This is a genomic window from Micromonospora coerulea (assembly GCF_016598485.1).
GTDB classification, from domain to species: domain Bacteria; phylum Actinomycetota; class Actinomycetes; order Mycobacteriales; family Micromonosporaceae; genus Micromonospora; species Micromonospora coerulea.
Genome location: NZ_JAEMUW010000015.1, coordinates 41,464 through 63,473 on the forward strand (window position 1 = coordinate 41,464; position 22,010 = coordinate 63,473).

Here is a 22,010-nt window from a genome sequence, read left to right on the forward strand (position 1 = left end):
CCCCGACCTTGGCGGGCACCGCCGTCGGTGACGTCGGAACTGCAACGGGGAGATGACTCAGTGACACACCAGGGCGCTCTGCGCCGTACCGCGGCGGTGGGGCTCGCCCTCGCCACCGCGACCACCCTCACCACGACCACCCTCGCCCCGGGCGTGGCGGCGGCGGCACCCCACGTCCCGGGGCCGCCGCGGGTCACCGAGGTCGACCCGGCCATCGTGCCGGGCCGGTACATCGTCGGGCTGAAGGACGACCGGGCCTCCGCCGCCCGGACCCGGTCCACCGTCGCCGTGCTGGCGCAGGAGAACGGCGGCGTCGTCCGCCGGGTCTTCACCGGCGCCCTGCGCGGTTGGTCCGCCGAGATGACCGTCGCCCAGGCGAAACGGCTGGCCACCCACCCCGAGGTGGCGTACGTCGAGCCGGTCCGCCGGTACAGGACGAGCGGCACCCAGACCAACCCGCCGTCCTGGGGGCTGGACCGGATCGACCAGACCACCTCGACGCTGAACCGCGCGTACACGTACCCGGCCACGCCGGCGAGCGGGGTCACCGCGTACGTCATCGACACCGGCATCAACGTCGGGCACGAGGACTTCGGTGGCCGGGCCAGCCACGGCTGGGACTTCATCGACGGGGACGCGGTCGCCGACGACTGCAACGGCCACGGCACCCACGTCGCCGGGACCATCGGCGGCACCATGTACGGGGTGGCCAAGGACGTCAAGCTGGTCGGTGTCCGGGTGCTGGGCTGCGCCGGCACGGGGACCACGGAGACCGTCCTCGCCGGCGTCGACTGGGTGACCACCCACGCCGCGAAGCCGGCCGTGGTCAACATGAGCATCGAGGCCCCCAAGGACGCGGCTCTGAACGCCGCCGTCTCGGCGTCCATCGCGTCCGGCCTGACGTACGCGGTCGCGGCCGGCAACGGCCGGAACTGGGCCTGCGTCTCCTCGCCGGCCTCGGTGCCGGAGGCGATCACCGTGGGCGCCACCGACAAGCTGGACATCCGCACCACCTGGTCGAACTGGGGATCCTGCCTGGACGCCCACGCCCCCGGCGTCGGCATCACCTCGGCGAGCATCGGCAGCGGCACCGCGAAGGCGACCCGCGACGGCACCTCGATGGCCTCGGCGCACGTGGCCGGCGCCGCCGTGCTGCAACTCGCCGCCCACCCGGCCTGGACCCCGCAGCAGGTCCGCGACGCCATCGTCACCACCGGCGTCTCGGGGGCGGTCTTCGCCGAGACGGACTCCATCGACCGGCTGGTGCACGTCGGACCGGCCCCGGTCACCCGCAGCGCGGTCGGCCTGCGGTCGCGCAGCAGCGGGGGCCTCGTTTCGCCCGGCGTCGACGGCAGCCAGACGATGCTGGCCAGCGGCTATGCCCTGGAGGCTTGGCACCGGTTCGACGTCGTCGCCGCGGGCGGCGGTCTGGTCGCGTTCCGGTCCAAGGCCAACGGAAAGTACGTGACGGCGGAGAGCGCCGGGTCGAAGCCACTGATCGCCCGGGCCACCGCCGTCGGGGCCTGGGAGAAGTTCCAGCTCGCGCACCTCCCCGACGGCAGCATCACGATCAAGGCCCAGATCAACGGCCGGTACGTCGTCGCCGACGCGGCCGTCGAGCAGCCGCTGATCGCCAGCGGAACGACCATCACCGAGGACGCGAAGTTCGACCTCCAGGCGCCCAACCCGATCATCAGCCTCCGCGCTGGCGTCAACGGCCGGTACGTGACCGCGGAGAGCGCCGGGACGAAGCCGCTGATCGCCCGGGCCACCGCGGTCGGCCTGTGGGAGAAGTTCGAGCTGGTCGACTGGCGGTACCACAAGTTCGCGCTGCGCGCCCTGGTCAACAACCGGTACGTGACCGCGCAGACCGCCGGCGCGAACCCACTGCTCGCCCGCGGCACCTGGATCGGTTCGTGGGAGCTGTACGAGGTGATCGACCACAACCCGGACGGCAGCATCTACTTCATCGCGGGCGTCAACACCAAGGCGGTCTGCGCGGAGAGCCGCGGCAGCCTGCCGCTGATCGCCAGCCGGCCCCTCACCTGGGACGCGCCGAACCGCGGCCTCGGCACCTGGGAGAAGTTCTTCCTCGCCGCCGCGTAGCGGCCGGCACCACGGCGCCCGCCGAGCCCGCCCCGGAGGGGGCCGGCCGGCGGGCGCCGCCAGTTCAGCGGGGCCCCACCGTGAGCTGCCGGTCGACCAGCTCCTTCGGCAGCGGCTGGCGGACCAGCTCCCGACCGGTCAGGTCGGCGAGCACGACGTCGCGGGCACCGTACGGCCGGCGGTAGAGCAGCCGGTCGTCGGAGATCCAGACGACCTCGGCGGTGGGCAGGGTGCGGACCACCCGGCCGGTGGCCGTCTCCACCAGCAACGGATCCTGCTGGCCTTGGACCACCACCAGCTTCCCGTCCGGCGACCAGGCCAGCGGCCCGGCCGGATCGCCGGGCACCGGCAAGAACCGGGTGGGCCGGCCGTCGGCGGCGGAGAAGAGCCGTACGCCCGCCCGCAGGTCCCGGACCGACTCGTCGTGGTCAGCCTGGCCGGTCTGCGGGAGCAGCACCTCCGTGCCGTCCCGGCTCCAGGTGAAGTCGCACTGGTCCGTGCAGAAGTACCGCTCCCGGTCCACCCGGAAGGTGCGCCTTTTGCCGTCCGGGTCCAGCAGGATGAAGCCGAACCGGTCGAGCTGGTGGGTGGTGAAGAGCAGGCGCCGGCCGTCCGGTGACCATTGTGGGGCGGAGAGCGCCCGCCCCACCTCGTACCAGCGGGTCGTGCCGCGGGCCAGGTCGACCAGGCCGACCGCACGAGGCCGGTCGGTGTCCGTCACCGCGCTCAGCGAGCCGACTGGGGCCGGGAAGACGCCGTCGTATCCGTCGGCGACCAGGTAGCGGCCCCGGATGCGGTCCAGCACGAAGCCCTTCCCCGGCGCGCCGACGAAGGTACCCCCGGTCACCACCCAGTCCCCGGGCAGGACCAGCGGCTTCGCCGACCAGTCGGGACCGGGCACGGGCCGGACCGGGGGCGCCGGGGTGACCGTCGCGGTGGGGTGCGGGGTGGCGGGGCGCGCCGCCGGTTGCGGGCGGAGCAGCACGAACGGCAGCGCGATCGCGACCACCGCCACCACCGCGCCGCCCGCCGCCAGGGCCCGGCGCCGGCGCCGCAGCCGACGACCGCGGCCAAGGGCGCGAACGGCCAGGTCGGGCGCGGGCCGCGCCCCGTCCGCGAGCTTGTGTACGGCCGCCCGCAGCGCATCCTCCACCGGCCCGGTCATCACTTCACCTCCGCACGGGTCGTCAGCTCGTCGAGGGCCGGCACCAGCTCGCGGAGCTTCGCCAGCGCCCGGGACGCCTGGCTGGCCACGGTGCCGGCGCGGCAGCCGAGGATCGCCGCGGTGCGCTCGACGCTCAGGTCCTCCAGATAGCGCAGGGTCAGCACGGCCCGTTGCCGGGGCGGTAGGGCGCGCAGCGCCTCCCGCAGCAGGAGCCGTAGGTCGGTGTCGTGGCCGCCGTCGCCCGTCGCCCGTCGCCGGGCGTTCCGGCAGCTCCGCGACGGGCACCTCGGCCCGCCGCGACCGGCGCCGCCAGCCGGACACCTGGTCGTGGTAGAGGATCCGTTTCACGTACGGCTCCGCGTCACCCCTGATCCGGGGCCACCGGGCGTACGCCTTGGCCAGCGCGTTCTGGAGCAGGTCCTCCGCGGCGTGCTGGTTGCCCGTGAGGGCGTACGCGACGCGCAGCAGTGCGTCACCCCGCTCGGTGACGAACGTGGTGAACTCCCCGTCGATGACCTCTGCCACCGTCCACCTCCGTACTACAGACGCACGGGGTCGGGGAAACCTTGCCTCACCACCGCCACGGGTTTGCTCCGGTGTCGGGGGCGCCCGGCAGAATGGGCGGCATGCACTGGACCGTGCTCGACTCGCCGATCGGGGAGTTCTCCGTGGCCACCGACGACGAGGCGGTCTGCGGGGCGCACTTCGGGCGGGTGGAGTCGGCGACCGACGAGCCCGTCGACGCGCTGGCCGGCCGGGCGGTGGCCGAGCTGCGGGCGTACTTCGCCGGTGAGCTCATCGACTTCACCGTGCCGGTGGCGGCGCGCCGGGGCTCGGAGTTCGAGCGTGCCGTCTGGCGGGAGATGACCCGCATTCCGTACGGCGGGACGCGCACCTACGGCGAGGTGGCGAAGGCGGTCGGTGAGCCGGGCGCGGCCCGGGCGGTCGGGGTCGCCTGCAACCGGAACCCGGTTCCGGTGCTCGTGCCCTGCCACCGGATCGTCGGGGCGGGCGGCAAGCTGGTCGGCTTCGGCGGTGGCCTGCCGCGCAAGGTGACGCTGCTGGAGTTGGAGGCCGCGGTCGCCCTGCAACGCGCCTGGTCCTGACGTACGCCGAGGTCCGCACCGCACGCGCGAGGGCCGGGTCCGTGCGGACCCGACCCTCGATGGTGCTGGTGGTCGGCGCGTCAGCGCTCGATCTCGCCGGCGATGAACGCCTCGACGGCGGCGTGCGCGTCGTGGTCGGCGTACTGCTGGGGCGGGGACTTCATGAAGTACGACGAGGCCGACAGGATCGGGCCACCGATCTTGCGGTCCAGCGCGATCTTCGCGGCCCGGACGGCGTCGATGATGACGCCGGCCGAGTTCGGCGAGTCCCACACCTCGAGCTTGAGCTCGGCGTTGAGCGGGGTGTCACCGAAGGAGCGACCCTCCAGGCGGATGTACGCCCACTTGCGGTCGTCCAGCCACGGCACGTGGTCCGACGGGCCGATGTGCACGTCGCTCTTGCTCATCTCGTGCGGGATCTGGGAGGTCACCGACTGGGTTTTCGAGATCTTCTTCGAGACCAGGCGGGTGCGCTCCAGCATGTTCATGAAGTCCATGTTGCCGCCGAAGTTGAGCTGGTACGTGCGCAGCAGCTCGACACCGCGGTCCTCAAAGAGCTTCGCCAGGGCGCGGTGCACGATGGTGGCACCGACCTGGCTCTTGATGTCGTCGCCGACGATCGGCAGGCCCGCGTCGGTGAACTTCTGCGCCCACTCGGGGTCGGAGGCGATGAAGACCGGCAGGGCGTTGACGAACGCGCAGCCGGCGTCGATCGCCGCCTGGGCGTAGAACTTGTCGGCCTGCTCGGAGCCGACCGGCAGGTAGGAGACGACGACGTCGACCTGGGCGTCACGCAGCGCCTTGACCACGTCGACCGGCTCGGCGTCCGACTCGTCGATGATTTCGCGGTAGTACTGGCCCAGACCGTCAAAGGTCGGACCGCGCTGCACGGTGACGCCGGTCGGCGGCACGTCGCACAGCTTGATGGTGTTGTTTTCGCTGGCCACGATGGCCTCGGCGAGGTCCATGCCCACCTTCTTGGCGTCCACGTCGAACGCCGCGACGAACTCCACGTCCGAGACGTGGTAGTCGCCGAAGGTGACGTGCATGAGACCCGGGACGCGGTCGTTCGGGTCGGCGTTCCGGTAGTACTCCACGCCCTGCACGAGGGACGAGGCGCAGTTACCCACACCGACGATGGCGACGCGGACGGAGCCCATAGCGTCTGCCTCCTTCTTCTTCATCACGGCCGCTCTTTCCTGGACTCTCCAGGCGGAGGCGGGCTGTTGTCTTCTCGTCGGCCGCCGGCTGTCCCGGGGTGCGGGACGGTCGGGGCTCGGCCGGAGCGCTCATTGGCGATGAGCTCCTCCAGCCAGCGGACCTCACGCTCACAGGCGTCGAGGCCGTGGCGCTGCAGTTCCAGGGTGTACGCGTCGAGCCGCTCGGCTGCCCGGCCGAGCACGTCACGAAGTCCTTCGCGACGCTCCTCGATCTTTCGACGACGACCTTCCAGGATCCGGAGCCGGGTGGCCTGGTCGGTCCGGGCGAAGAACGCGAAGTGCACGCCGAAGCCCGTGTCGTCGTACGTCTCGGGACCAGCCTGCGCTATCAGTTGGGCGAAGCGTTCCTTGCCCTCCGCGGTAATGGTGTAGACCACCCGACCGCGTCGGCTGGTCAGCGCGGGAACCTCCTCGGCGGTCGCGGGTGTCTCGGCGGCTTCGGTGATCCAGCCCGCCGCCTGCAGCCGGCGCAGGGTCGGGTAGAGCGAGCCGTAGCTGATCGCCGCCCGGATGGCGCCGAGCTTGGCGGTCAGCTCCTTGCGCAGCTCATAGCCGTGCATGGGAGCCTCCTGCAGGAGGCCGAGGATGGCGAACTCGAGCACGGGCCATCCCTTCTTACCCCCGGCGCGGAGCGGTAACCGCCGCGATGTATCGGACCGATACATCGCACGTTAGCGGAGACCCATGATCAGGGCAAACCCCCGTTCCGAGGTGCTGTCGTCACGGATCGTCACCATGGTCGCTTCGCCCGGCCGGACCGCGTACCCTTTGCCGCATGCGTACGTCTCGCCAGGTGGTCGACTACTCGCTCCAGAAGCGAGCGGTGCTGCGTGAGCTGCACGCCGGCCGGATCGGCACGTACGACGTCTGCGATGCCTCGCCGTACCTGAAGAACGCGGCTCGGTTCCATGGCGAACCGACCGACGAGCGTTGCCCGATCTGCCGCAGCGAGAACCTCATCCACGTCCACTACATTTACGGGGACGAACTCAAGCAGTCCGCCGGCCAGGCGCGAACCCGGGCCGAGTTGCCCGTCCTGGCGATGACGCTGCGTGAGTTCCAGGTCTTCGTGGTGGAGGTGTGCCTCGGCTGTGACTGGAACCATCTCATCGAGCAGTTCCTGCTCGGCCGGGACGGGCTGGCCGGCGGCACGGAGGACGGGTCGGAGCAGGGCGCGGTGAAGGGCTCGGCCGCGCCGAACGGTTCCACCCCTCGTCGAAGGCGAGAGGCGCAACGGTGATTCCAGCTGTATCGGCCGACCCCGGCCCGGTGGACGACGGGTGGGTGGACCGACAGCTTCGACGTCTGATTGGTCCGATTACTTCGGATTCGACGCCTGCGCCCCGGCCCGTCCGGGGTGTAGCGTCTCGTGGTCCAGCTCACGGCAACCCGGTGGTGGCGCGTCCGCGCCCCACCGCGACCGGCAGGGTGTGAGGAATGAACTACGGCGATCCCAGTTCTTCGCGTGGGCGGGCTCAGATCCCGGGCCCGAACGGCGACCCCGGTGGGAGCCCGCACGGCAACGGCTGGTCAACCGCGCCGGAGGGTGGGGCCTCGGCCCGCGCCTCCGTGCCGGCCCGGGGCTCCGCGTCCGGCGGACGCGCCTCGGTCGGCGGCGCGGCCCCGGTACCGCGCGGCGGCGCCGCGGGCTCGGCCTCGGCGGGCCGGGCCGGCGCGGGACGAGCCTCGGTGCCGGTCTCCCCGGCGCCCGGTGGCGCGTCGGGTCGGGCCGGCGCCGGGCGTGCGTCGGTGCCGGTCTCCCCGGCCCCGGGTGGCCCGGCGGGTCGGGCCTCGGTCGGCGCGGCGGCGGTGGGCTCGGCCGGTCGGGCGAGCGTCGGCTCGGCGGCGGTGGGTGGCCGGGCCGCCGTGGCCCGCGCCGGGGTGCCGGGCATGGCGGGCGGCGGCCCGGGTGGACCCGGTGGACCGAACGGCCCCGGCCGGGGGCGCGGTGGTCGCGGTGACGACCCGGACGCGGTGGCGCGGGCGAAGAAGCGCCGGCGGATCAACATCCTGATCGCCGGCTTCGCGGTCTTCATCATGCTCGCCGGCATCGGCGTCGTCGGCTTCACCTACTACTCCACGAATGTCATCCTCCCGGAGGACACCACCCCGCCGCTGGCCACCACGATCTACTCCGCGGACAAGAAGGTCATCGCCAAGGTCGGCGACCAGAACCGCGAGTTCGTCGCGATCAAGGACATCCCGCAGTGGGTGCAGGACGCGGTCGCCGCCGCCGAGGACCGGAACTTCTACCGGCACTCCGGTGTGGACTACAAGGGCATCGCCCGCGCCGCGTGGAACAACTTCACCGGCGGCGACAAGCAGGGCGCCTCGACCATCACCCAGCAGTACGCCCGCAACGCCTACGACAACCTCCAGCAGGACACGTACGGTCGGAAGGTGAAGGAGGCGATCCTCGCCTCCAAGCTGAACGACCGGTACGACAAGCCGACGATCATGCAGCACTACCTGAACGTCATCTACTTCGGGCGGGGCGCGTACGGCATCCAGGCGGCGGCGCAGACGTACTTCGGCAAGCCGGCGAAGAACCTCACCGTGGCCGAGGCCGCGGTGCTCGCCGCGCTGATCAAGCAGCCCGAGGCGAGCACGACGCCGGGCGGGCACAAGGGCTACGACCCGGCGGTCAACAAGGAGGCCGCGCTCGAGCGGTGGAACTACGTGATCGGCGGCATGATCACCGAGGGCTGGCTGGACGCGCCGGGCAAGCCGCAGCACCCGACCGAGTACCCGCTCAAGACGCTCAAGAAGCCCAACTCGAAGGGCGTCGGGGTCGACTTCGGCATCAACACGCCGTACGGCAACGTGATCAACTATGTCTCGCAGGAGATGCGGGACATGAAGCTCTGCACCGACACCGACACCGAGGTCACCCCGACCAGGCCGCTCTGCGCGCAGGCGCTCGCCAAGGGCGGCTACCGGATCACCACCACCATCGATACCAAGGTGCAGAAGGCGGCGCTCGAGGCAGCGCAGCGTGCCACCAAGGGCTCCGAACTGAACGGCCAGCCGAAGAACCTGATGGCGGCCCTGGTGTCGATCAACCCGAAGAACGGCCGGGTGCTCGCCTACTACGGCGGCGACAACGGCACCGGCACCGACTACGCCGGCAAGAACTACGACAACGGCGTCATCAGCGGCGGCCACTCGCCGGGCTCGAGCTTCAAGATTTACACCCTCGCCGCGGCACTGGATGCCGGCAAGGCCCTCGACTCCCGGTGGAAGGGCAAGGCGTTCACCCCGGAGGGGACGAAGTTCAAGGTCAGCAACGCTGGCTTCGACAACCCGTCCTGCGGCAACTCCTGCACCCTCGAGGTGTCGACGCTGAAGTCGCTGAACGTGCCGTTCTACTACGTGACGCAGGAGATCGGCCCGGACAAGGTCGTCGAGATGGCCCGGAACGCCGGCGTCTCGATGATGTGGCAGACGGACACCAACCCGCCGAAGCCGCACGACCTGACCAAGGAGAACCCGAAGGACCTGGCGCCGTCGCCCTTTTTCCACGTGGTCGGCTACGGCCAGTACCCGATCACCGTGCTGGACCACGCCAACGGGGTCGCCACCTTCGCCAACGAGGGCAAGTACAACAAGGCGCACTTCGTGATGCGGGTGGAGAAGCAGGACCAGCAGACCGGTACCTGGCGCCCGCTCGGTGGCGAGAAGCTCAACCCGCAGCAGCGGATCAAGAAGGACGTCGTGCACGACGTGACCTCGGTGCTGGAGAAGTACCCGGCCGCGGTGAATCGCCGCCTCGAGGACGGCCGCAAGGCCGCCGAGAAGACCGGTACCTGGGAGCTGAACGAGAAGACCCTCGACAACGGTGACGCCTGGATGATCGGCTACACGCCGCAGCTCGCCACCGCAGTCTGGGTCGGCAACGCCGGGCCCCGCAAGAAGATCGAGGACAAGGACGGCAACAAGATCAGCGGCGCCAAGATGCCGGGTGCCATCTTCCAGCGGTTCATGAACGAGGCGCTCAAGGGCGAGGACAAGGTGGACTTCCCGCCGGCGGCGCACGTCGGTGACCCGGAATCCGGCAACGGCGAGGCCCCGCCGCCGACCGCCCCGCCGGTGCCGCCGGGCTGCCCGGACCCGCTGAACCCGTTCTGCCCGCCCGTCAACGGCAACGGCAACGGCGGAAACACCAACCCGTTCGACCCCCGGCCGGGTGGTGGCGGTGGTGGCGGCGGGATCCTCCCGACCACGGCACCACCGCGGCAGCCGTACTGATCGACAAGCACCGCCGACGGCGGCCGGACCATGCGTCCGGCCGCCGTCGGCGTATCCGGGTACCGGAATTTGTGCGGTCGGACGGGACGGCGGCCCCTGCCGTACGGCAGGATTCCTCTCCATGAGCACCCAGTCGACGGCAGGCATCGACGACGCCGGGACCACCGACCACCCGTCCCGCTCGGACGGCTTCGTCCGCGGCGTCTCCGAGGTGATCGGCGGACCGCTGGGCGACCACGCGGTCGCGCTGGACCGGCCCGCCGGCCGGGAGGGGCGGTTCTGGACGGCCGCCCGGATCGTGCTGGCCCTGGTCTGCCTGACCCTGGCCCTGCACTGGGTGCAGAAGTCGCCCTGCCAGGACGGCGCCTGGCAGAACAACGTGCAGTACACCCGGATGTGCTACACCGATGTGCTGGCGCTCTACTACGCCGAAGGACTCAACGAGGGCAAGGTGCCCTACGCCGACCACCCGGTGGAGTACCCGGTGCTGACCGGCTACTTCATGGGCGCGCTCGGGCTGCCGGTGCACGCCCTGGGCGCCGACGACCCGGGCATCAACCAGGGGCAGTGGTTCTACAACCTCAACGCGCTGGTGCTCAGCGCCCTCGCGGTCGCCACGGTGGGGGTGATCCTCGCGCTGCGCCGCCGCCGACCCTGGGACGCGGCGCTCTTCGCGCTCGCCCCCGCGCTGCTGCTCACCACCACGGTGAACTGGGACTTCCTTGCCATCGGACTGGCCGCGTTCGGGCTCGCCGCCTGGGCCAAGCGGCGCCCGGGCGGTGACGGTCCGCTGTGGAGGGTTCTGCGTCCGGTGTTGGCCGGGGTGCTGCTGGGCCTGGCCGGTGCGGCGAAGATGTGGCCGCTGTTCCTGTTCTGGCCGATCCTGGTGCTGGCCCTGCGCGCCGCCCGGCTGCGGGCCGCGCTCACCGCGATCGCCGCCGGGGCGGTGGTGCTGATCACGGTGAACCTGCCGGTCGCCCTGCCGTACCGGGAGAACTGGTCCCGCTTCTTCGAGCTGAACACCACCCGGCCCATCGACTGGGGCACCCTCTGGTACATCGGCCGCTACCTGGACGGGAAGGTCAGCCCACCCACCCCCGGCAACCTCGGGCCGTTCGAGTGGCTGAACGTCCACATCCCGACCCTCAACGCGCTGTCGTACCTGCTCTTCGGGCTGGCCTGCCTGGGCGTGGCGGCGCTGGCGCTGCTGGCGCCGCGCCGGCCGCGGCTCGCCCCGCTCGCCTTCCTGGTGGTCGCCGCCTTCCTGATCTTCAGCAAGGTCTGGTCCCAGCAGTTCGTGCTCTGGCTGCTCCCGCTCGCGGTGCTCGCCCGGCCCCGCTGGGGTGCGTTCCTGGCCTGGCAGGTCGCCGAGGTGTGCTACTTCGCCGCGTTCTACGGCGAGCTGCTCGGTGCCGCCACCAGCCGACCGGTCTTCCCCGAGGGGGTGTTCGTGCTGGCGGCCAGCCTGCGCCTGATCACCGTCGCGGTGCTCTGCGGCTTCGTGATCCGGGACATCCTCCACCCGGAGCATGACGCGGTCCGCCGCACCTACGCCGACGACCCGGACGGCGGTGTCCTCGACGGCGCCCCCGACGCGCCCTGGTACACCAGGCTGCGCGACCGCCCCATCAGCACCCACGGCGAGCCGGCTCAGAGCCGGTAGACCACCGCGTCGCCGACTTCCTCGCGGGTGATGCCTAGGCCGTCGACCGGGTTGTCGATGATCCGCTCCCAAGGGGTCCCGGCCAGCTGGCCGCGCAGGACGACCACGTTGCGGATGCCGAGCGTGCGCAGGTAGTCGACGCTGGGCTGGTCCGGGAAGCCGAGGGTGAGCTCGCGGACCCGGGCCTGACTGTCCGGGGTGAAGCCGCTGCCCCCGTTGACCATGTCCTGGAACCGGCTGGTCGACCAGAGCATCACCGGCTGGTCCAGGTTCTGGCTGCTGGGCAGGACCAGCAGCGGACCGTCCACCGTGCGCAGGGCCGCGGGTTGCACCGGTAACACCGGGTGCGGGGTGGTGTTCAGACCCTCGACGAGCACCAGCAACAGGGGCAGCAGGGTGGCCAGCCGCAGCCACGGCCCGGGCCACGCCGGCACCCGCTCGGCGGCGAGCTCGCGCACCCGGGCGCAGAACGCGGTCACCGCGCCGGCGGCGAGCACGCCGAGCAGCAGGGTCGTCCAGAGCATCATCCGGCCCGGCGTCCGCAGCCCGTTCCACCCGGGGAGGTACTCGAAGAGCGGCACGTAGGTGAAGGTGCCGCCGAAGAACCGGGTCCCCATGGCCAGGGCCATCGTGACCAGCACCCCGGCGAGCAGCAACAACCGGTGCCGCAGCCGCCAGACCGAGAAGAAGAGACCGCCGGCGGCCAGCGCGTAGAGCACGAAGCCGGGCAGCAGCGTCATCTCCGGGTGCCAGGGCAGCGCGGCGCGCGCCCCCTCATGCAGGCCGCCCCAGATCCGCGATTCCGCTGGCGCGGTGAAGAAGCCGCTCACCGGCGGCGAGTAGATGTCGATGTCGCCGAGCGTCCGCTGGGCGTTCGGGTGCAGCTCGGCGACCTTGAAGTACGGCACGGCCAGCAGCGCGCCCACCGCGGCGAAGAGCGCGCCGCCGACCAGGTCGGCCAGGAGCAGCCGGAGGCCGAACGGGCGCTTCTCGCGCCGGCCCGACCAGCGCCGGCCGCACCAGACGGCGATCGAGACCAGCACGATGCCGCCCAGCAGGTACGCGAACGGCAGCCCGATGCCGAAGCCGAGGCTGAGCTGCCACGCCGCCACCACCCACCCGGCGTACGCCCACCCGGCGTGCCGGCGCCGGGGGCGGTAGCCGTACCGCAGCGACCAGCCGTGCCCCCGGGCGAGCATGGCCAGCGCCAGCGGGATGCCCCCGTTGGAGAGGATGTGCAGGTGCCCGGCCTGGGCCAGCAGCCAGGGGGCGTACGCGTAGCCGGCGCCGGCCACTGCGGCCCCGATCCGGCCCGCGCCCAGTTGCCGGGCAAGCGCGTACGCCCCGAACGCGGCGAGGGCGTGGGCGAGCACGAACATGATGTTGTAGCGCAGCACCGCCGCCTCGGGACCGGTGCCGATCATGCCGGCCGGGGCGTACCCGAGGAGGGTGTCGGAGAAGGCGAAGCTCCACTTCTCCGGAAAGAATGTGTTGGACTGCCAGAGCTGGGCCGGGTCGGTCAGCAGGATGTGCCCGGACCAGGCCAGCTGCCAGGACTGCAGGCTCGGGTCCCAGTAGTCCTGCGGCAGCGTGTAGAGCGGATAGCGCAGCGTCGGCCAGGTGAGCAGGACGGCCAGGGCCAGCGCGGCCACGCCGGCCAGCGTCCACTCGTGGACCAGGAACCGGCCGACCGCACGGAGCGTCCGGCGGGGGCGGCCGAGCACCGGGTCGGGGGCGGGACCGAAGGCGGACCAGGCGGCTGCCTGCTCCGTACCCTCGGCGGGCGGTTCCTTGCCGGCGCTGCCGCCCTGCTCGCCGGTCGCGGCGGCGCCGTCGGTCGCGGGCCTTCTTCCGGTGCCCTCGCCCGGGCCGGCGGTGGGCTCGTCGACGGTGGGCGTGGGCCCGCCCTTCGCGGTGGTCGGGTGCCGATCGCCGCTGGTGACGCCGTCTCCCGCCCCGGTGCCGCCGGCGGCCGCACCGTCCCCGCCGGCCGCACCGGCCGGTCCGTCCCCGCCGGCCTGTGCCGCGGCCGGTCGGTCCTTCGCGTCGGACTGCTCGGTGGTCATGCGGCCGGCGTCCCGGTGCCGAGCTGCCCGCGCAGGAGGGCGATGTCGGCGGCCTGGCCCTCGACCCCGCCCGGGGTCTCCACGATGACCGGGGCGCCGGCGGCCCGGATCACCGCCACCACCAGGTCCGGGTCGATCGTGCCGCCGTCGAGGTTGTCGTGCCGGTCCTGCCCGGAGTTGAAGGCGCCCTTGGAGTTGTTGGCATGCACCAGGTCGATCCGGCCGGTGATCGCCTTGACCCGGTCGACCAGCCCCAGCAACTCCTCGCCGCCGGCGTGGGCGTGGCAGGTGTCGAGGCAGAAGCCCACCTCGTAGTCGGACAGGGCGTCCCAGAGCCGGGCCAGCGCGTCGAGGTGCCGGGCGCAGGCGTTGTCGCCGCCGGCGGTGTTCTCGATCAGGACCGGGAGCGGGAAGCCGCCCGAGTCGGCCGCGTACGCGAAGGTCTTCCGCCAGTTGTCGAAGCCGACCGTCAGGTCGTCACCGGCGTTGACGTGACCGCCGTGCACGATGAGCCCCTTCGCGCCGATCGCCGCCGCAGCGGTGGCGTGGCCCAGCAGCAGCTTGCGGCTCGGGATCCGGATCCGGTTGTTGAGCGTGGCCACGTTGATGACGTACGGCGCGTGGACGTAGAGGTCGACGTCCGCATCGCGCAGCCGGTCGGCGTCCGCCCGGGGCTTCGGCGCCTTCCAGCCCTGGGGATCGGAGAGGAAGAACTGCACGGCCTCGGCGTCGCGGGCGGCGGCCTCGGCCAGCGGGTCGGTCGGATCGACGTGGGCTCCGATTCGCATGCAGGGGAGCCTACGTCGCGCCCCCGACGTGCGGGGTCACGGCGGCGCCGGGTGTCCGCCACGCGGTTCGGCGGCGCGGTGCGCGGGCCGGCGAAGGGGGTGCGTCACCCGGCGGGCGGGCGGTCGTTGTCCGAAGTGGGATCGATGGTCGACGCTCCGCTCGGCGCGGTTCACCCGCGCCCGGCCGGGAAGAGACCGCCGGAAAATGCGTCGCCCCGCCGTGCGGCCCGGCACGACGGGGCGGCATCCCGGCTCGCGTCACCGGTGGCCGGATCCGCGGGTGTTGGGGCAAATTCCTCCATTTACCCCAACAGGTGATGAGAGCCGTTGTATGGTCAGATCAGCTGACAACACGATAAAGCTCCGCGGGGCGTCCTCGATCCAACCTCATCGGTGTGGTCGTTCCTCCCCAGGTCCCACCCAAGGAATGCGGACGGGACGCCCCGCGGCCTCGTGGACAGGGGTCCACCTCCGGTGCTCGACACCGGCGGTGGGCCCCTGTTCGCGCGCCCGGCCGGTGCGGCCGACCGGCCCCGGGCATGATCGTCCGGACCGGGTATCCTGGTCCGGTTGTCCGCGTCCGGCCGGGTCCCCCCGGTACCGGGCGGGCCACGACGCAGACCTCCTGCCACGGAAGGACCGTGGCCGCTTAGCCCACAGGAGGTGAGTACGTCTTGCGTCATTACGAAGTCATGGTGATCCTCGACCCCAGCCTCGAGGAGCGCACCGTCGCCCCGTCGCTCGACACGTACCTGAACGTGATCCGGACCGCGGGTGGCTCGGTGGAGAAGACCGACGTGTGGGGCCGCCGGCGCCTCGCGTACGAGATCAACAAGAAGGCCGAGGGCATCTACGCCGTCGTCGACCTGCAGGCCACGCCTGCGGCGGTGGCCGAGCTGGACCGTCAGCTGCGGCTCAACGAGTCCGTGCTGCGCACCAAGGTCATCCGGCCGGAGATGCGCTAAGCATTCAACCCCGGTTCGCCCGGATCAGCCTCATCGGCTCTGTCGTACGGCTCTGAGAGCCTGTACGCGGGATCTGATGAGTGCGCGAGGAGATGGTCATGGCAGGAGACACCACCATCACGGTCATCGGCAACCTGACCGATGACCCCGAGTTGCGGTTCACCCCGTCGGGTGCGGCGGTCGCCAAGTTCCGGGTCGCTTCGACGCCCCGGTTCATGGACAAGACCACCAACGAATGGAAGGACGGCGAGCCGCTCTTCCTGGCCTGCACGGTGTGGCGCCAGGCGGCGGAGCACGTCGCCGAGTCGCTGCAGCGGGGCGCCCGCGTGATCGTCTCGGGTCGGCTGCGTCAGCGGTCGTACGAGACCCGCGAGGGTGAGAAGCGCACCGTCATCGAGCTCGAGGTCGACGAGATCGGCCCGTCGCTGCGCTACGCCACGGCGAAGGTGCAGAAGATGTCGCGCTCCGGCGGTGGCGGCGGTGGCTTCGGCTCCGGTGGTGGCGGCGGTCAGGGCGGCGGCGGAGGCAACTTCGACGACCCCTGGGCTTCGGCTGCGCCGGCTGCTCCCTCGCGCGGTGGTTCGGGCGGCAACTTCGACGAGGAGCCTCCGTTCTAATGGCGCCGAGCGCCCGCGATCGCAAACCAGGAGCACGAGCAATGGCCAAGGCTGCGGCACTTCGCAAGCCGAAGAAGAAGGTGAACCCGCTCGACAAGGACGGGATCACCTACATCGACTACAAGGACACCGCGCTGCTGCGCAAGTTCATCTCCGACCGCGGCAAGATCCGCGCTCGGCGGGTGACCGGCGTTACCTCGCAGCAGCAGCGGCAGATCGCCCGTGCGGTCAAGAACGCCCGCGAGATGGCGCTCCTGCCGTACACGGCCACGACCCGCTGAGAGGAGGCACCGACATGAAGATCATCCTGACTCAGGAGGTGTCCGGCCTCGGTGCCCCGGGCGACATCGTCGAGGTGAAGAACGGCTACGGCCGTAACTACCTGCTGCCGCAGGGCTTCGCGATCGCCTGGACCAAGGGCGCGGAGAAGCAGGTCACGGTCATCAAGCGGGCCCGTTCGGCCCGCGAGATCCGCGACCTCGACCACGCCAACGAGGTCAAGGCCCAGCTCGAGGGTCTCAAGGTCACCCTGAAGGCCCGCGCCGGCGACGGCGGGCGGCTCTTCGGCTCGGTCACCCCGGCCGAGATCGTCGATGCCGTGAAGGCGGCCGGCGGCCCGATCCTGGACCGCCGTCGGCTGGAGGTGCCCGGTCACATCAAGTCGACCGGCGGCTACCCGGTGCGGATCAAGCTGCACCCCGAGGTGTCCGCGAAGTTCGACCTGCACGTCGTCCAGGGCTGACACCCGACAGCACCAACGAAAGGGCCCGCACCGGCAACGGTGCGGGCCCTTTCCGCATCGCCCGCGACCGCGCCCCGCCCCGCCCCCAGCATCGCAGGGACCTCATGCTCCTCGACGCGGGCGGCGTGACGTGGGCGCGGCGCAGGTTGGGCCCGGGGGTCAGCCGATTGGTTGGCCGGTTACCGCGCTGATCAGCACGGTGGAGAGGCCGCCGCCGACCACGGCCGCCGCGAGCGCCACCGTCGCCGACCGCCAGGTCGTCCCGACCCGGCGCAGCAGCACGGCGATGACCAGGCTGCTCACCAGCGCCAGCCCGAACCGCGGCGCCCCCGCAATCAGCGAGCCGAGGGCGTGCGCCCGGGGCGAGTCGCAACCCCCACCGGTGATGTCGGTGACGCAGCCCGGCGGCGCCTGCCCGTCGAGTGTCAGCAGCCAGAGGAAGACCAGCACTGCGGGCACCAGATAGCAGGCGGCCGTGTAGATCAGCGGGCGGATCGGCCCACCCGGGTCCGGGTCGAGCAGGTCGTCCTCGAGGCGACGGGTCCACGACCCACCGCCGATCGTCTCCATCCGCCGCCGGATCGACGCCCCGCCGGCCGTGGTGACCGGTGCGACCCGGCGCCGCGGGGCGGGACGGGGGCGCGGGGCGCTGTAGGCCACCGCCGGTGAGCGGGGCGCCGACGACGGGGCGGCCACCCAGCGGGGGTCGTCCCCGGCCAGCCGCGTCCCGGACCAGAAGCCATCGGCCGGCTCCGTCGACGACCACCCCTCGGCCGCCCGGTCCCGTAGCGGTGTCGGCGGGACCGTCCGGTCCCACTCGTCGGCCTGCGCGTACCGGTCCCAGCGACCCGGGTCGCCGTACCGGTCCCACTGGCCCGTGTCGGTCAACCGGTCCCACTCGCCGGTGTGGTCGGAGCGGTCCCAGCGCCCGGTGCCGTCCGCCTGGTCCCACTGCCCGCCGGTCGCGGACCGGTCCCAGGCGTGCACTCCGGAGGCGTCCCACGGGTCGACCGCCGGCTGGTCGGCCGGATCCGGCCCGACCGTCCGGCCGCGCTCCCACGAGCCGGTCGCTGGGCGCGACCACGATTCGTCGGCGGTCCGTCGGCTGCGCCGGGCGGGCCGCCCGGTGTCCCACCGGTCGCCCTCCCGCTCGGACGGGGGCGCGTCCTCCACGCCCGACCAGATCACCTGGGGGCGACGGGACGGGGCACGTCGCGGCCGGCTCCGCGGGGCCGCCCCGGAGACCGGCTCGTCCTCGTCGAAATCGGCCCGCCGGCTGCCGACGTACCCCCGCTCCTGCGGCGCGTCGAGGGTCCACTCGGCGGTGTGTTCGGCGGCCGGGCCGACGCCGATGGCGCGCGGCTCGCGCTCCCGACGCCAGCCGGTGTCGGCAGCGGCGGGCCACCCGTCGTCGGTGGTCGGGCGGTCGTCGTCGTCGGGGGCGGCGTGCCGGCCTCCGCCGTCCGCCCGGCTGACGCCCGACTCGACGGCCCAGCGGGGCAGGTACGGGTCGACCGGTTCCGCCTCGCCCCGCTCGACGGCCGATCGGCGGCTGGAGGCGCGGCTGCGGCCGGCGGCGTACGGCTCGACCGGGCAGGGCTCGGCGGGATCGTCCCAGGGGGCGATCGGGTGATCGCGCGGGCTGCCCTCCCCGCTTCCCCAGTCCCGGTAACTCACGGCCGGAGCGTGACCCTTCTCAACCGAAAGTGCAATCCGCTGTCCAGGTGTAGCCGTTCGCTGAGATAGTACGGGACGATCGGCCCCGGAGCTCGACCCGAAATCTTCCGTCCACAGGGTGGGGATTGCAAAACCGCAGGTCAGGGCGGCAACGGCCGGAATTCCCCAGCTCTTGTCCACATGCTGTGCACACCCTGCGCACATGCCTGTGCACCGACGTCCACAGGTTGTCCCGAGGCTCGTCCACCGGCGTTGTTGAGTGGCTGACCTCGTGGTCCGTATCGTTGGCCCCCGACCGTCCGGCCGGTGGCCCCCGATCGACCGGAAGGTCGGCGGAAGTTGTCAGACGCCGGCGGTAGACCTGGACCAGATCCGAACGCAGTGAGGGGGACCCGTGTCGGTCACCGACGACATGCGGACGGAGCGGTCCGGTGGGCAGTCGCCCGCGCCGGCGCCACGGGACGGGCAGTTCGAGCGGACCCCGCCCCAGGACGTGGCGGCCGAGCAGTGCGTCCTCGGCGGGATGCTGCTCTCCAAGGACGCCATCGCCGACGTCGTCGAGATCCTGAAGTCCGCCGACTTCTACCGCCCGGTGCACGCCACGATCTTCGACGCGATCCTCGACATCTACGGCCGGGGTGAGCCGGCCGACCCGATCACCGTCGCTGCCGCCCTCGCCGACTCCGGTGACCTGGCCCGGATCGGCGGCGCCCCCTACCTGCACACGCTGATCGCCAGCGTGCCGACGGCGGCGAACGCCGCGTACTACGCGCGGATCGTGGGCGAGCGGGCGGTGCTCCGCCGCCTGGTCGCGGCCGGCACCAAGATCGTCCAGCTCGGGTACGGCACCGGTCAGGGCGGCAGCCGGGACGTGGACGACATCGTCGACCTGGCCCAGCAGGCCGTCTACGACATCACCGAGCGGCGGGTCAACGAGGACTTCGCGGTCCTCGCCGACATGCTCCAGCCGACCCTCGACGAGATCGAGGCCGTGGGCGCCCACGGCGGGGTGATGACCGGGGTGCCGACGGGCTTCAGCGACCTCGACCGGCTGCTCAACGGCCTGCATCCCGGCCAACTCATTATCGTGGCGGGCAGGCCTGGTTTGGGGAAGTCAACGGCAAGTATGGACTTTGCCCGAAATGCGGCTATCCGCGCCAACCAGGCCGCCGCGATCTTCTCGCTGGAAATGAGCAAGGTCGAGATCGTCATGCGACTCCTCTCGGCCGAGGCCCGCGTCCCGTTGCACGTGCTGCGCAGCGGGCAGCTCTCCGACGACGACTGGACGAAGCTGGCCCGGTGCATGGGCGAGATCAGCGAGGCGCCGCTCTTCGTCGACGACACGCCGAGCATGAACCTGATGGAGATCCGGGCCAAGGCGCGGCGACTCAAGCAGAAACACGACCTCAAGATGATCGTGGTCGACTATCTCCAGCTGATGACCTCGCCGAAGCGCACCGAGAGTCGGCAGCAGGAGGTCGCCGACCTCTCCCGTGGCCTGAAGCTGCTGGCCAAGGAGGTCGAGTGCCCGGTGATCGCGGTGAGCCAGCTGAACCGTGGCCCCGAGCAGCGGACCGACAAGCGTCCTCAGCTCTCCGACCTGCGTGAATCCGGTTCGATCGAGCAGGACGCCGACGTGGTCATCCTGCTGCACCGCGACGACTACTACGACAAGGAGTCGCCGCGGGCCGGCGAGGCGGATTTCATTGTTGCCAAGCACCGGAACGGCCCGACCGACACCGTGACGGTCGCCGCGCAGCTGCACCTGTCCCGCTTCGTCGACATGGCCATCGGCTGAGCCGCACCGAGCGACGGTGCCCCGGCCGGTCGGCCCGCCCAGCGGCGGTCAGCCGATCAGCGGGAACCAGCCGGCGGCCTCGCCCAGTTCCAGCCGGTCCCGGTCGCTGAGCGGTACCCGCCCGGCCGCCCGGAGCAGGTAGTCCCGGTCGTCCCAGCCGGCCGGGCGGACGGCCTCGTCACTGAGCAGGCCGTCCATGGTGGTGACCGCGACCCGGGTGGGCAGTTCGGCCGGCGGCGGCGCGTCGGGCAGACCCACCACCAGGTCGAGGTGGTGGATCACTGCCTCGGTGGTCAGCGTGGCCAGCAGGTCGGCGACCCGCAGCACGTGCCCCTGGGTGGTGACGAAGCCGTCCGGGTCGGCGGCGGCGGCCGCCCGTACGGCGGCGGGAGCGGTGTCCGACCAGATCCGGACCACCCCGCTGGGCCGGTCGAAGGCGGCCGCCGAGCGCCGGGCCCACCAGGCGTGCCGGGCGCCGTCGCCGCCGGTCGGGACGGCGCGCCAGTAGCTGACGTCGTCCACGTCGGCGGGGCCGGCCGCGGGGCTGGCCAGCGCGACCAGGGCCCGCTGGGCGTCGCAGAGGACGTGGAAGAGCAGGTCCGCCACCAGCCAGCCCTGGCAGCGTGTCGGTGTCTGCAACTCCGCGTCGTCGAGGCCGGTGACCACGGCGGTGATGCCCTCGTACGCCTGGCGCAGGGCTTCGTCCTGCCGGATGGCCGTCATGCGGTGCAGAATGCCACGGCCGGGGTCGCTCGGCACGGCGGCCGGAACGGGTGAGGGCCGGGCCGGCAGGTCGCCGACCCGGCCGTTCCGGGTTCAGTCGAAGAGTTCGCCGAGGAAGCCGCCGTGGTGCTTCTTCCGCTTGTAGTGGCCGTGGTAGCCGTAGTGCTGGCCCTGGCCGTACGCGGGCTGCGCGTAGCCGTGGCCGGGCGGCGGCGGGGGCGGCGGGACGGCACCGTACCCGGGCTGGTGCGGTGCGGGGGGCGGGGGCGGGTACCCGCCACCGGCGGGCTGGGCGGCCGGCTTGGGGGCGCCGTGCTGCTGGTTCCAGGTCGCCTCGGCCTCGAAGAGCTTCTCGAGTTCACCGCGGTCGAGGAAGATGCCGCGGCATTCGCCGCACTGGTCGATGATGACGCCGCTGCGCTCGTACTGGCGCATGTCTCCGTGACATTTGGGGCAGGTGAGCTGCATGACATCGAAGGTACCCGGTGAGTTCACGCGGTGGCGGTCAGCGCCTCCGTGACCTCGTCGTCGGAGACCTCGTGGAAGTCGTCGTAGTACGCCCCGACCGCACCGAAGTCCGGCGGGGTCTGGGCGCAGACCACCTGGTCGGCGTCGGCGGCCACCATCTCGTACGCCTGCTGGGAGCCGACCGGGACGGCGACCACCACGCGGGCGGCGCCCAGGTGCCGGGCCACCTGTACGGCGGCCCGCGCGGTGGCGCCGGTGGCCAGCCCGTCGTCGACGATGACCGCGGTCCGGCCGGTCAGCTCCAGCGGTGGCCGGCCGGCGCGGTAGCGGCGTTCCCGTCGGTCCAGTTCGGCCTGCTCCCGCTGCCGGACCTCGGCCCGGTCGTCCTCGCTCAGCCCGCCGGCGATCATCTCGTTGAGCACCTGCACCCCGCCGGGGCCGAGCGCGCCGTAGGCCACCTCGGGCGCCATGGGCATGCCGAGCTTGCGGACCACCAGCACGTCCAGCGGCGCGCCGAGCCGCTCCGCGACGACTTGGGCCACCGGGACGCCGCCGCGGACCAGCCCGAGCACGATGACATCCGATTGCCCGGTGAGTCCGCTGAGCCGGTCGGCGAGCATCCGGCCGGCCTCGGCGCGGTCGCGATAGGTGGTCATGT

General features: G+C 72.1%; 19 protein-coding genes and 1 pseudogene. 10 read left to right on the forward strand and 10 right to left on the reverse strand.

All coding sequences use genetic code 11. The annotated features are described in order from the left end of the window. Window positions 1–60 precede the first annotated feature (60 nt). Complete coding sequence (locus tag I8N68_RS19710; protein ID WP_200212113.1) at window positions 61–2,106, forward strand: S8 family serine peptidase; 2,046 nt, start codon at window positions 61–63, stop codon at window positions 2,104–2,106. 64 nt (window positions 2,107–2,170) lie between these two features. Here I8N68_RS19710 and I8N68_RS19715 read toward each other — a convergent pair whose 3' ends face one another. Continuing rightward, complete coding sequence (locus I8N68_RS19715) at window positions 2,171–3,271, reverse strand: WD40 repeat domain-containing protein (protein ID WP_200212114.1); 1,101 nt, start codon at window positions 3,269–3,271, stop codon at window positions 2,171–2,173. Beyond that, window positions 3,271–3,796 (reverse strand): annotated as a pseudogene (locus I8N68_RS19720) (SigE family RNA polymerase sigma factor). Before I8N68_RS19720 ends, I8N68_RS19715 begins: the two are co-directional and overlap by 1 nt. 101 nt (window positions 3,797–3,897) lie before the next feature. On the opposite strand from I8N68_RS19720, the gene I8N68_RS19725 reads away from it, so the two are divergent. Further along, window positions 3,898–4,377: a methylated-DNA--[protein]-cysteine S-methyltransferase gene (locus tag I8N68_RS19725; RefSeq protein ID WP_200212115.1), complete on the forward strand. Its 480-nt coding sequence runs from the start codon at window positions 3,898–3,900 to the stop codon at window positions 4,375–4,377. 80 nt (window positions 4,378–4,457) lie between these two features. On the opposite strand, the gene I8N68_RS19730 is transcribed toward I8N68_RS19725, so the two are convergent. Together I8N68_RS19730 and I8N68_RS19735 are read right to left on the reverse strand one after the other, a co-directional pair. Further along, entirely contained in the window at window positions 4,458–5,537 is a 1,080-nt protein-coding gene (locus I8N68_RS19730; RefSeq protein WP_200212120.1) for an inositol-3-phosphate synthase, read from the reverse strand. 23 nt (window positions 5,538–5,560) lie between these two features. Then, window positions 5,561–6,199 carry a PadR family transcriptional regulator gene (locus I8N68_RS19735; RefSeq protein WP_200212122.1) on the reverse strand — a complete coding sequence of 213 codons (639 nt, stop codon included), beginning with the start codon at window positions 6,197–6,199 and terminating at the stop codon, window positions 5,561–5,563. A gap of 173 nt (window positions 6,200–6,372) precedes the next feature. On the opposite strand from I8N68_RS19735, the gene I8N68_RS19740 reads away from it, so the two are divergent. The 3 genes from I8N68_RS19740 to I8N68_RS19750 all read left to right on the forward strand — a co-directional run bounded on the left by I8N68_RS19740 (window position 6,373) and on the right by I8N68_RS19750 (window position 11,508). Then, the gene (locus I8N68_RS19740; RefSeq protein WP_200212125.1) at window positions 6,373–6,837 is read left to right on the forward strand and encodes a DUF5318 domain-containing protein; all 465 of its coding nucleotides are present in this window, start codon (window positions 6,373–6,375) and stop codon (window positions 6,835–6,837) included. A 197-nt stretch (window positions 6,838–7,034) separates the two neighbouring features. Beyond that, window positions 7,035–9,845: a transglycosylase domain-containing protein gene (locus I8N68_RS19745; RefSeq protein ID WP_200212127.1), complete on the forward strand. Its 2,811-nt coding sequence runs from the start codon at window positions 7,035–7,037 to the stop codon at window positions 9,843–9,845. Window positions 9,846–9,966: 121 nt separating this feature from the next. Then, window positions 9,967–11,508, forward strand: coding sequence for a glycosyltransferase family 87 protein (locus I8N68_RS19750; RefSeq protein WP_200212137.1), 1,542 nt, complete (start codon window positions 9,967–9,969; stop codon window positions 11,506–11,508). Here I8N68_RS19750 and I8N68_RS19755 read toward each other — a convergent pair. Continuing rightward, window positions 11,496–13,574, reverse strand: a complete 2,079-nt coding sequence (locus tag I8N68_RS19755; protein ID WP_234040183.1) for a hypothetical protein — start codon at window positions 13,572–13,574, stop codon at window positions 11,496–11,498. The genes I8N68_RS19750 and I8N68_RS19755 overlap by 13 nt on opposite strands. Further along, entirely contained in the window at window positions 13,571–14,362 is a 792-nt protein-coding gene (locus I8N68_RS19760) for a deoxyribonuclease IV (RefSeq protein WP_200212141.1), read from the reverse strand. The genes I8N68_RS19755 and I8N68_RS19760 overlap by 4 nt, the downstream gene beginning before the upstream one ends. A 674-nt stretch (window positions 14,363–15,036) precedes the next feature. Here I8N68_RS19760 and rpsF point away from each other — a divergent pair. From rpsF to rplI, 4 genes are all read left to right on the forward strand, one after another. Next, a complete protein-coding gene (rpsF, locus tag I8N68_RS19765; RefSeq protein ID WP_074315517.1) occupies window positions 15,037–15,327 on the forward strand; it encodes a 30S ribosomal protein S6 in 291 nt (96 codons plus the stop codon). A gap of 80 nt (window positions 15,328–15,407) precedes the next feature. Next, on the forward strand, window positions 15,408–15,944 hold the full coding sequence (locus I8N68_RS19770; protein WP_200212145.1) for a single-stranded DNA-binding protein: 537 nt from the start codon (window positions 15,408–15,410) through the stop codon (window positions 15,942–15,944). 41 nt (window positions 15,945–15,985) lie between these two features. Beyond that, on the forward strand, window positions 15,986–16,225 hold the full coding sequence (gene rpsR, locus I8N68_RS19775; protein WP_013289355.1) for a 30S ribosomal protein S18: 240 nt from the start codon (window positions 15,986–15,988) through the stop codon (window positions 16,223–16,225). Between the two features lie 14 nt (window positions 16,226–16,239). Beyond that, on the forward strand, window positions 16,240–16,686 hold the full coding sequence (gene rplI, locus I8N68_RS19780) for a 50S ribosomal protein L9 (RefSeq protein ID WP_200212149.1): 447 nt from the start codon (window positions 16,240–16,242) through the stop codon (window positions 16,684–16,686). Window positions 16,687–16,845: 159 nt separating this feature from the next. Here the strand turns inward: rplI and I8N68_RS19785 are convergent, their stop codons facing one another. After that, window positions 16,846–18,363 (reverse strand): hypothetical protein, encoded by a 1,518-nt coding sequence (locus tag I8N68_RS19785; RefSeq protein ID WP_200212154.1) that lies wholly within the window; start codon window positions 18,361–18,363, stop codon window positions 16,846–16,848. Between the two features lie 412 nt (window positions 18,364–18,775). On the opposite strand from I8N68_RS19785, the gene dnaB reads away from it, so the two are divergent. Then, window positions 18,776–20,161, forward strand: coding sequence for a replicative DNA helicase (dnaB, locus tag I8N68_RS19790; protein ID WP_234040215.1), 1,386 nt, complete (start codon window positions 18,776–18,778; stop codon window positions 20,159–20,161). Window positions 20,162–20,209: 48 nt separating this feature from the next. On the opposite strand, the gene I8N68_RS19795 is transcribed toward dnaB, so the two are convergent. The 3 genes from I8N68_RS19795 to I8N68_RS19805 all read right to left on the reverse strand — a co-directional run bounded on the left by I8N68_RS19795 (window position 20,210) and on the right by I8N68_RS19805 (window position 22,008). Further along, window positions 20,210–20,884: a maleylpyruvate isomerase N-terminal domain-containing protein gene (locus tag I8N68_RS19795; RefSeq protein ID WP_200212164.1), complete on the reverse strand. Its 675-nt coding sequence runs from the start codon at window positions 20,882–20,884 to the stop codon at window positions 20,210–20,212. Between the two features lie 93 nt (window positions 20,885–20,977). After that, a complete protein-coding gene (locus I8N68_RS19800; RefSeq protein ID WP_200212167.1) occupies window positions 20,978–21,352 on the reverse strand; it encodes a TFIIB-type zinc ribbon-containing protein in 375 nt (124 codons plus the stop codon). Between the two features lie 23 nt (window positions 21,353–21,375). After that, a complete protein-coding gene (locus tag I8N68_RS19805) occupies window positions 21,376–22,008 on the reverse strand; it encodes a phosphoribosyltransferase (protein ID WP_200212169.1) in 633 nt (210 codons plus the stop codon). Between the last annotated feature and the right edge of the window lie 2 nt (window positions 22,009–22,010).

Excerpts from the sequence above, each read along its gene's own strand:
- I8N68_RS19715 (WP_200212114.1), bottom strand. The coding sequence starts at position 3,271 with ATGACCGGGCCGGTGGAGGATGCGCTGCGGGCGGCCGTACACAAGCTC.
- I8N68_RS19725 (WP_200212115.1), top strand. The coding sequence starts at position 3,898 with ATGCACTGGACCGTGCTCGACTCGCCGATCGGGGAGTTCTCCGTGGCC.
- I8N68_RS19730 (WP_200212120.1), bottom strand. The coding sequence starts at position 5,537 with ATGGGCTCCGTCCGCGTCGCCATCGTCGGTGTGGGTAACTGCGCCTCG.
- I8N68_RS19740 (WP_200212125.1), top strand. The coding sequence starts at position 6,373 with ATGCGTACGTCTCGCCAGGTGGTCGACTACTCGCTCCAGAAGCGAGCG.
- I8N68_RS19745 (WP_200212127.1), top strand. The coding sequence starts at position 7,035 with ATGAACTACGGCGATCCCAGTTCTTCGCGTGGGCGGGCTCAGATCCCG.
- I8N68_RS19750 (WP_200212137.1), top strand. The coding sequence starts at position 9,967 with ATGAGCACCCAGTCGACGGCAGGCATCGACGACGCCGGGACCACCGAC.
- I8N68_RS19755 (WP_234040183.1), bottom strand. The coding sequence starts at position 13,574 with ATGACCACCGAGCAGTCCGACGCGAAGGACCGACCGGCCGCGGCACAG.
- I8N68_RS19760 (WP_200212141.1), bottom strand. The coding sequence starts at position 14,362 with ATGCGAATCGGAGCCCACGTCGATCCGACCGACCCGCTGGCCGAGGCC.
- rpsR (WP_013289355.1), top strand. The coding sequence starts at position 15,986 with ATGGCCAAGGCTGCGGCACTTCGCAAGCCGAAGAAGAAGGTGAACCCG.
- rplI (WP_200212149.1), top strand. The coding sequence starts at position 16,240 with ATGAAGATCATCCTGACTCAGGAGGTGTCCGGCCTCGGTGCCCCGGGC.
- dnaB (WP_234040215.1), top strand. The coding sequence starts at position 18,776 with ATGCGGACGGAGCGGTCCGGTGGGCAGTCGCCCGCGCCGGCGCCACGG.
- I8N68_RS19795 (WP_200212164.1), bottom strand. The coding sequence starts at position 20,884 with ATGACGGCCATCCGGCAGGACGAAGCCCTGCGCCAGGCGTACGAGGGC.
- I8N68_RS19800 (WP_200212167.1), bottom strand. The coding sequence starts at position 21,352 with ATGCAGCTCACCTGCCCCAAATGTCACGGAGACATGCGCCAGTACGAG.
- I8N68_RS19805 (WP_200212169.1), bottom strand. The coding sequence starts at position 22,008 with ATGACCACCTATCGCGACCGCGCCGAGGCCGGCCGGATGCTCGCCGAC.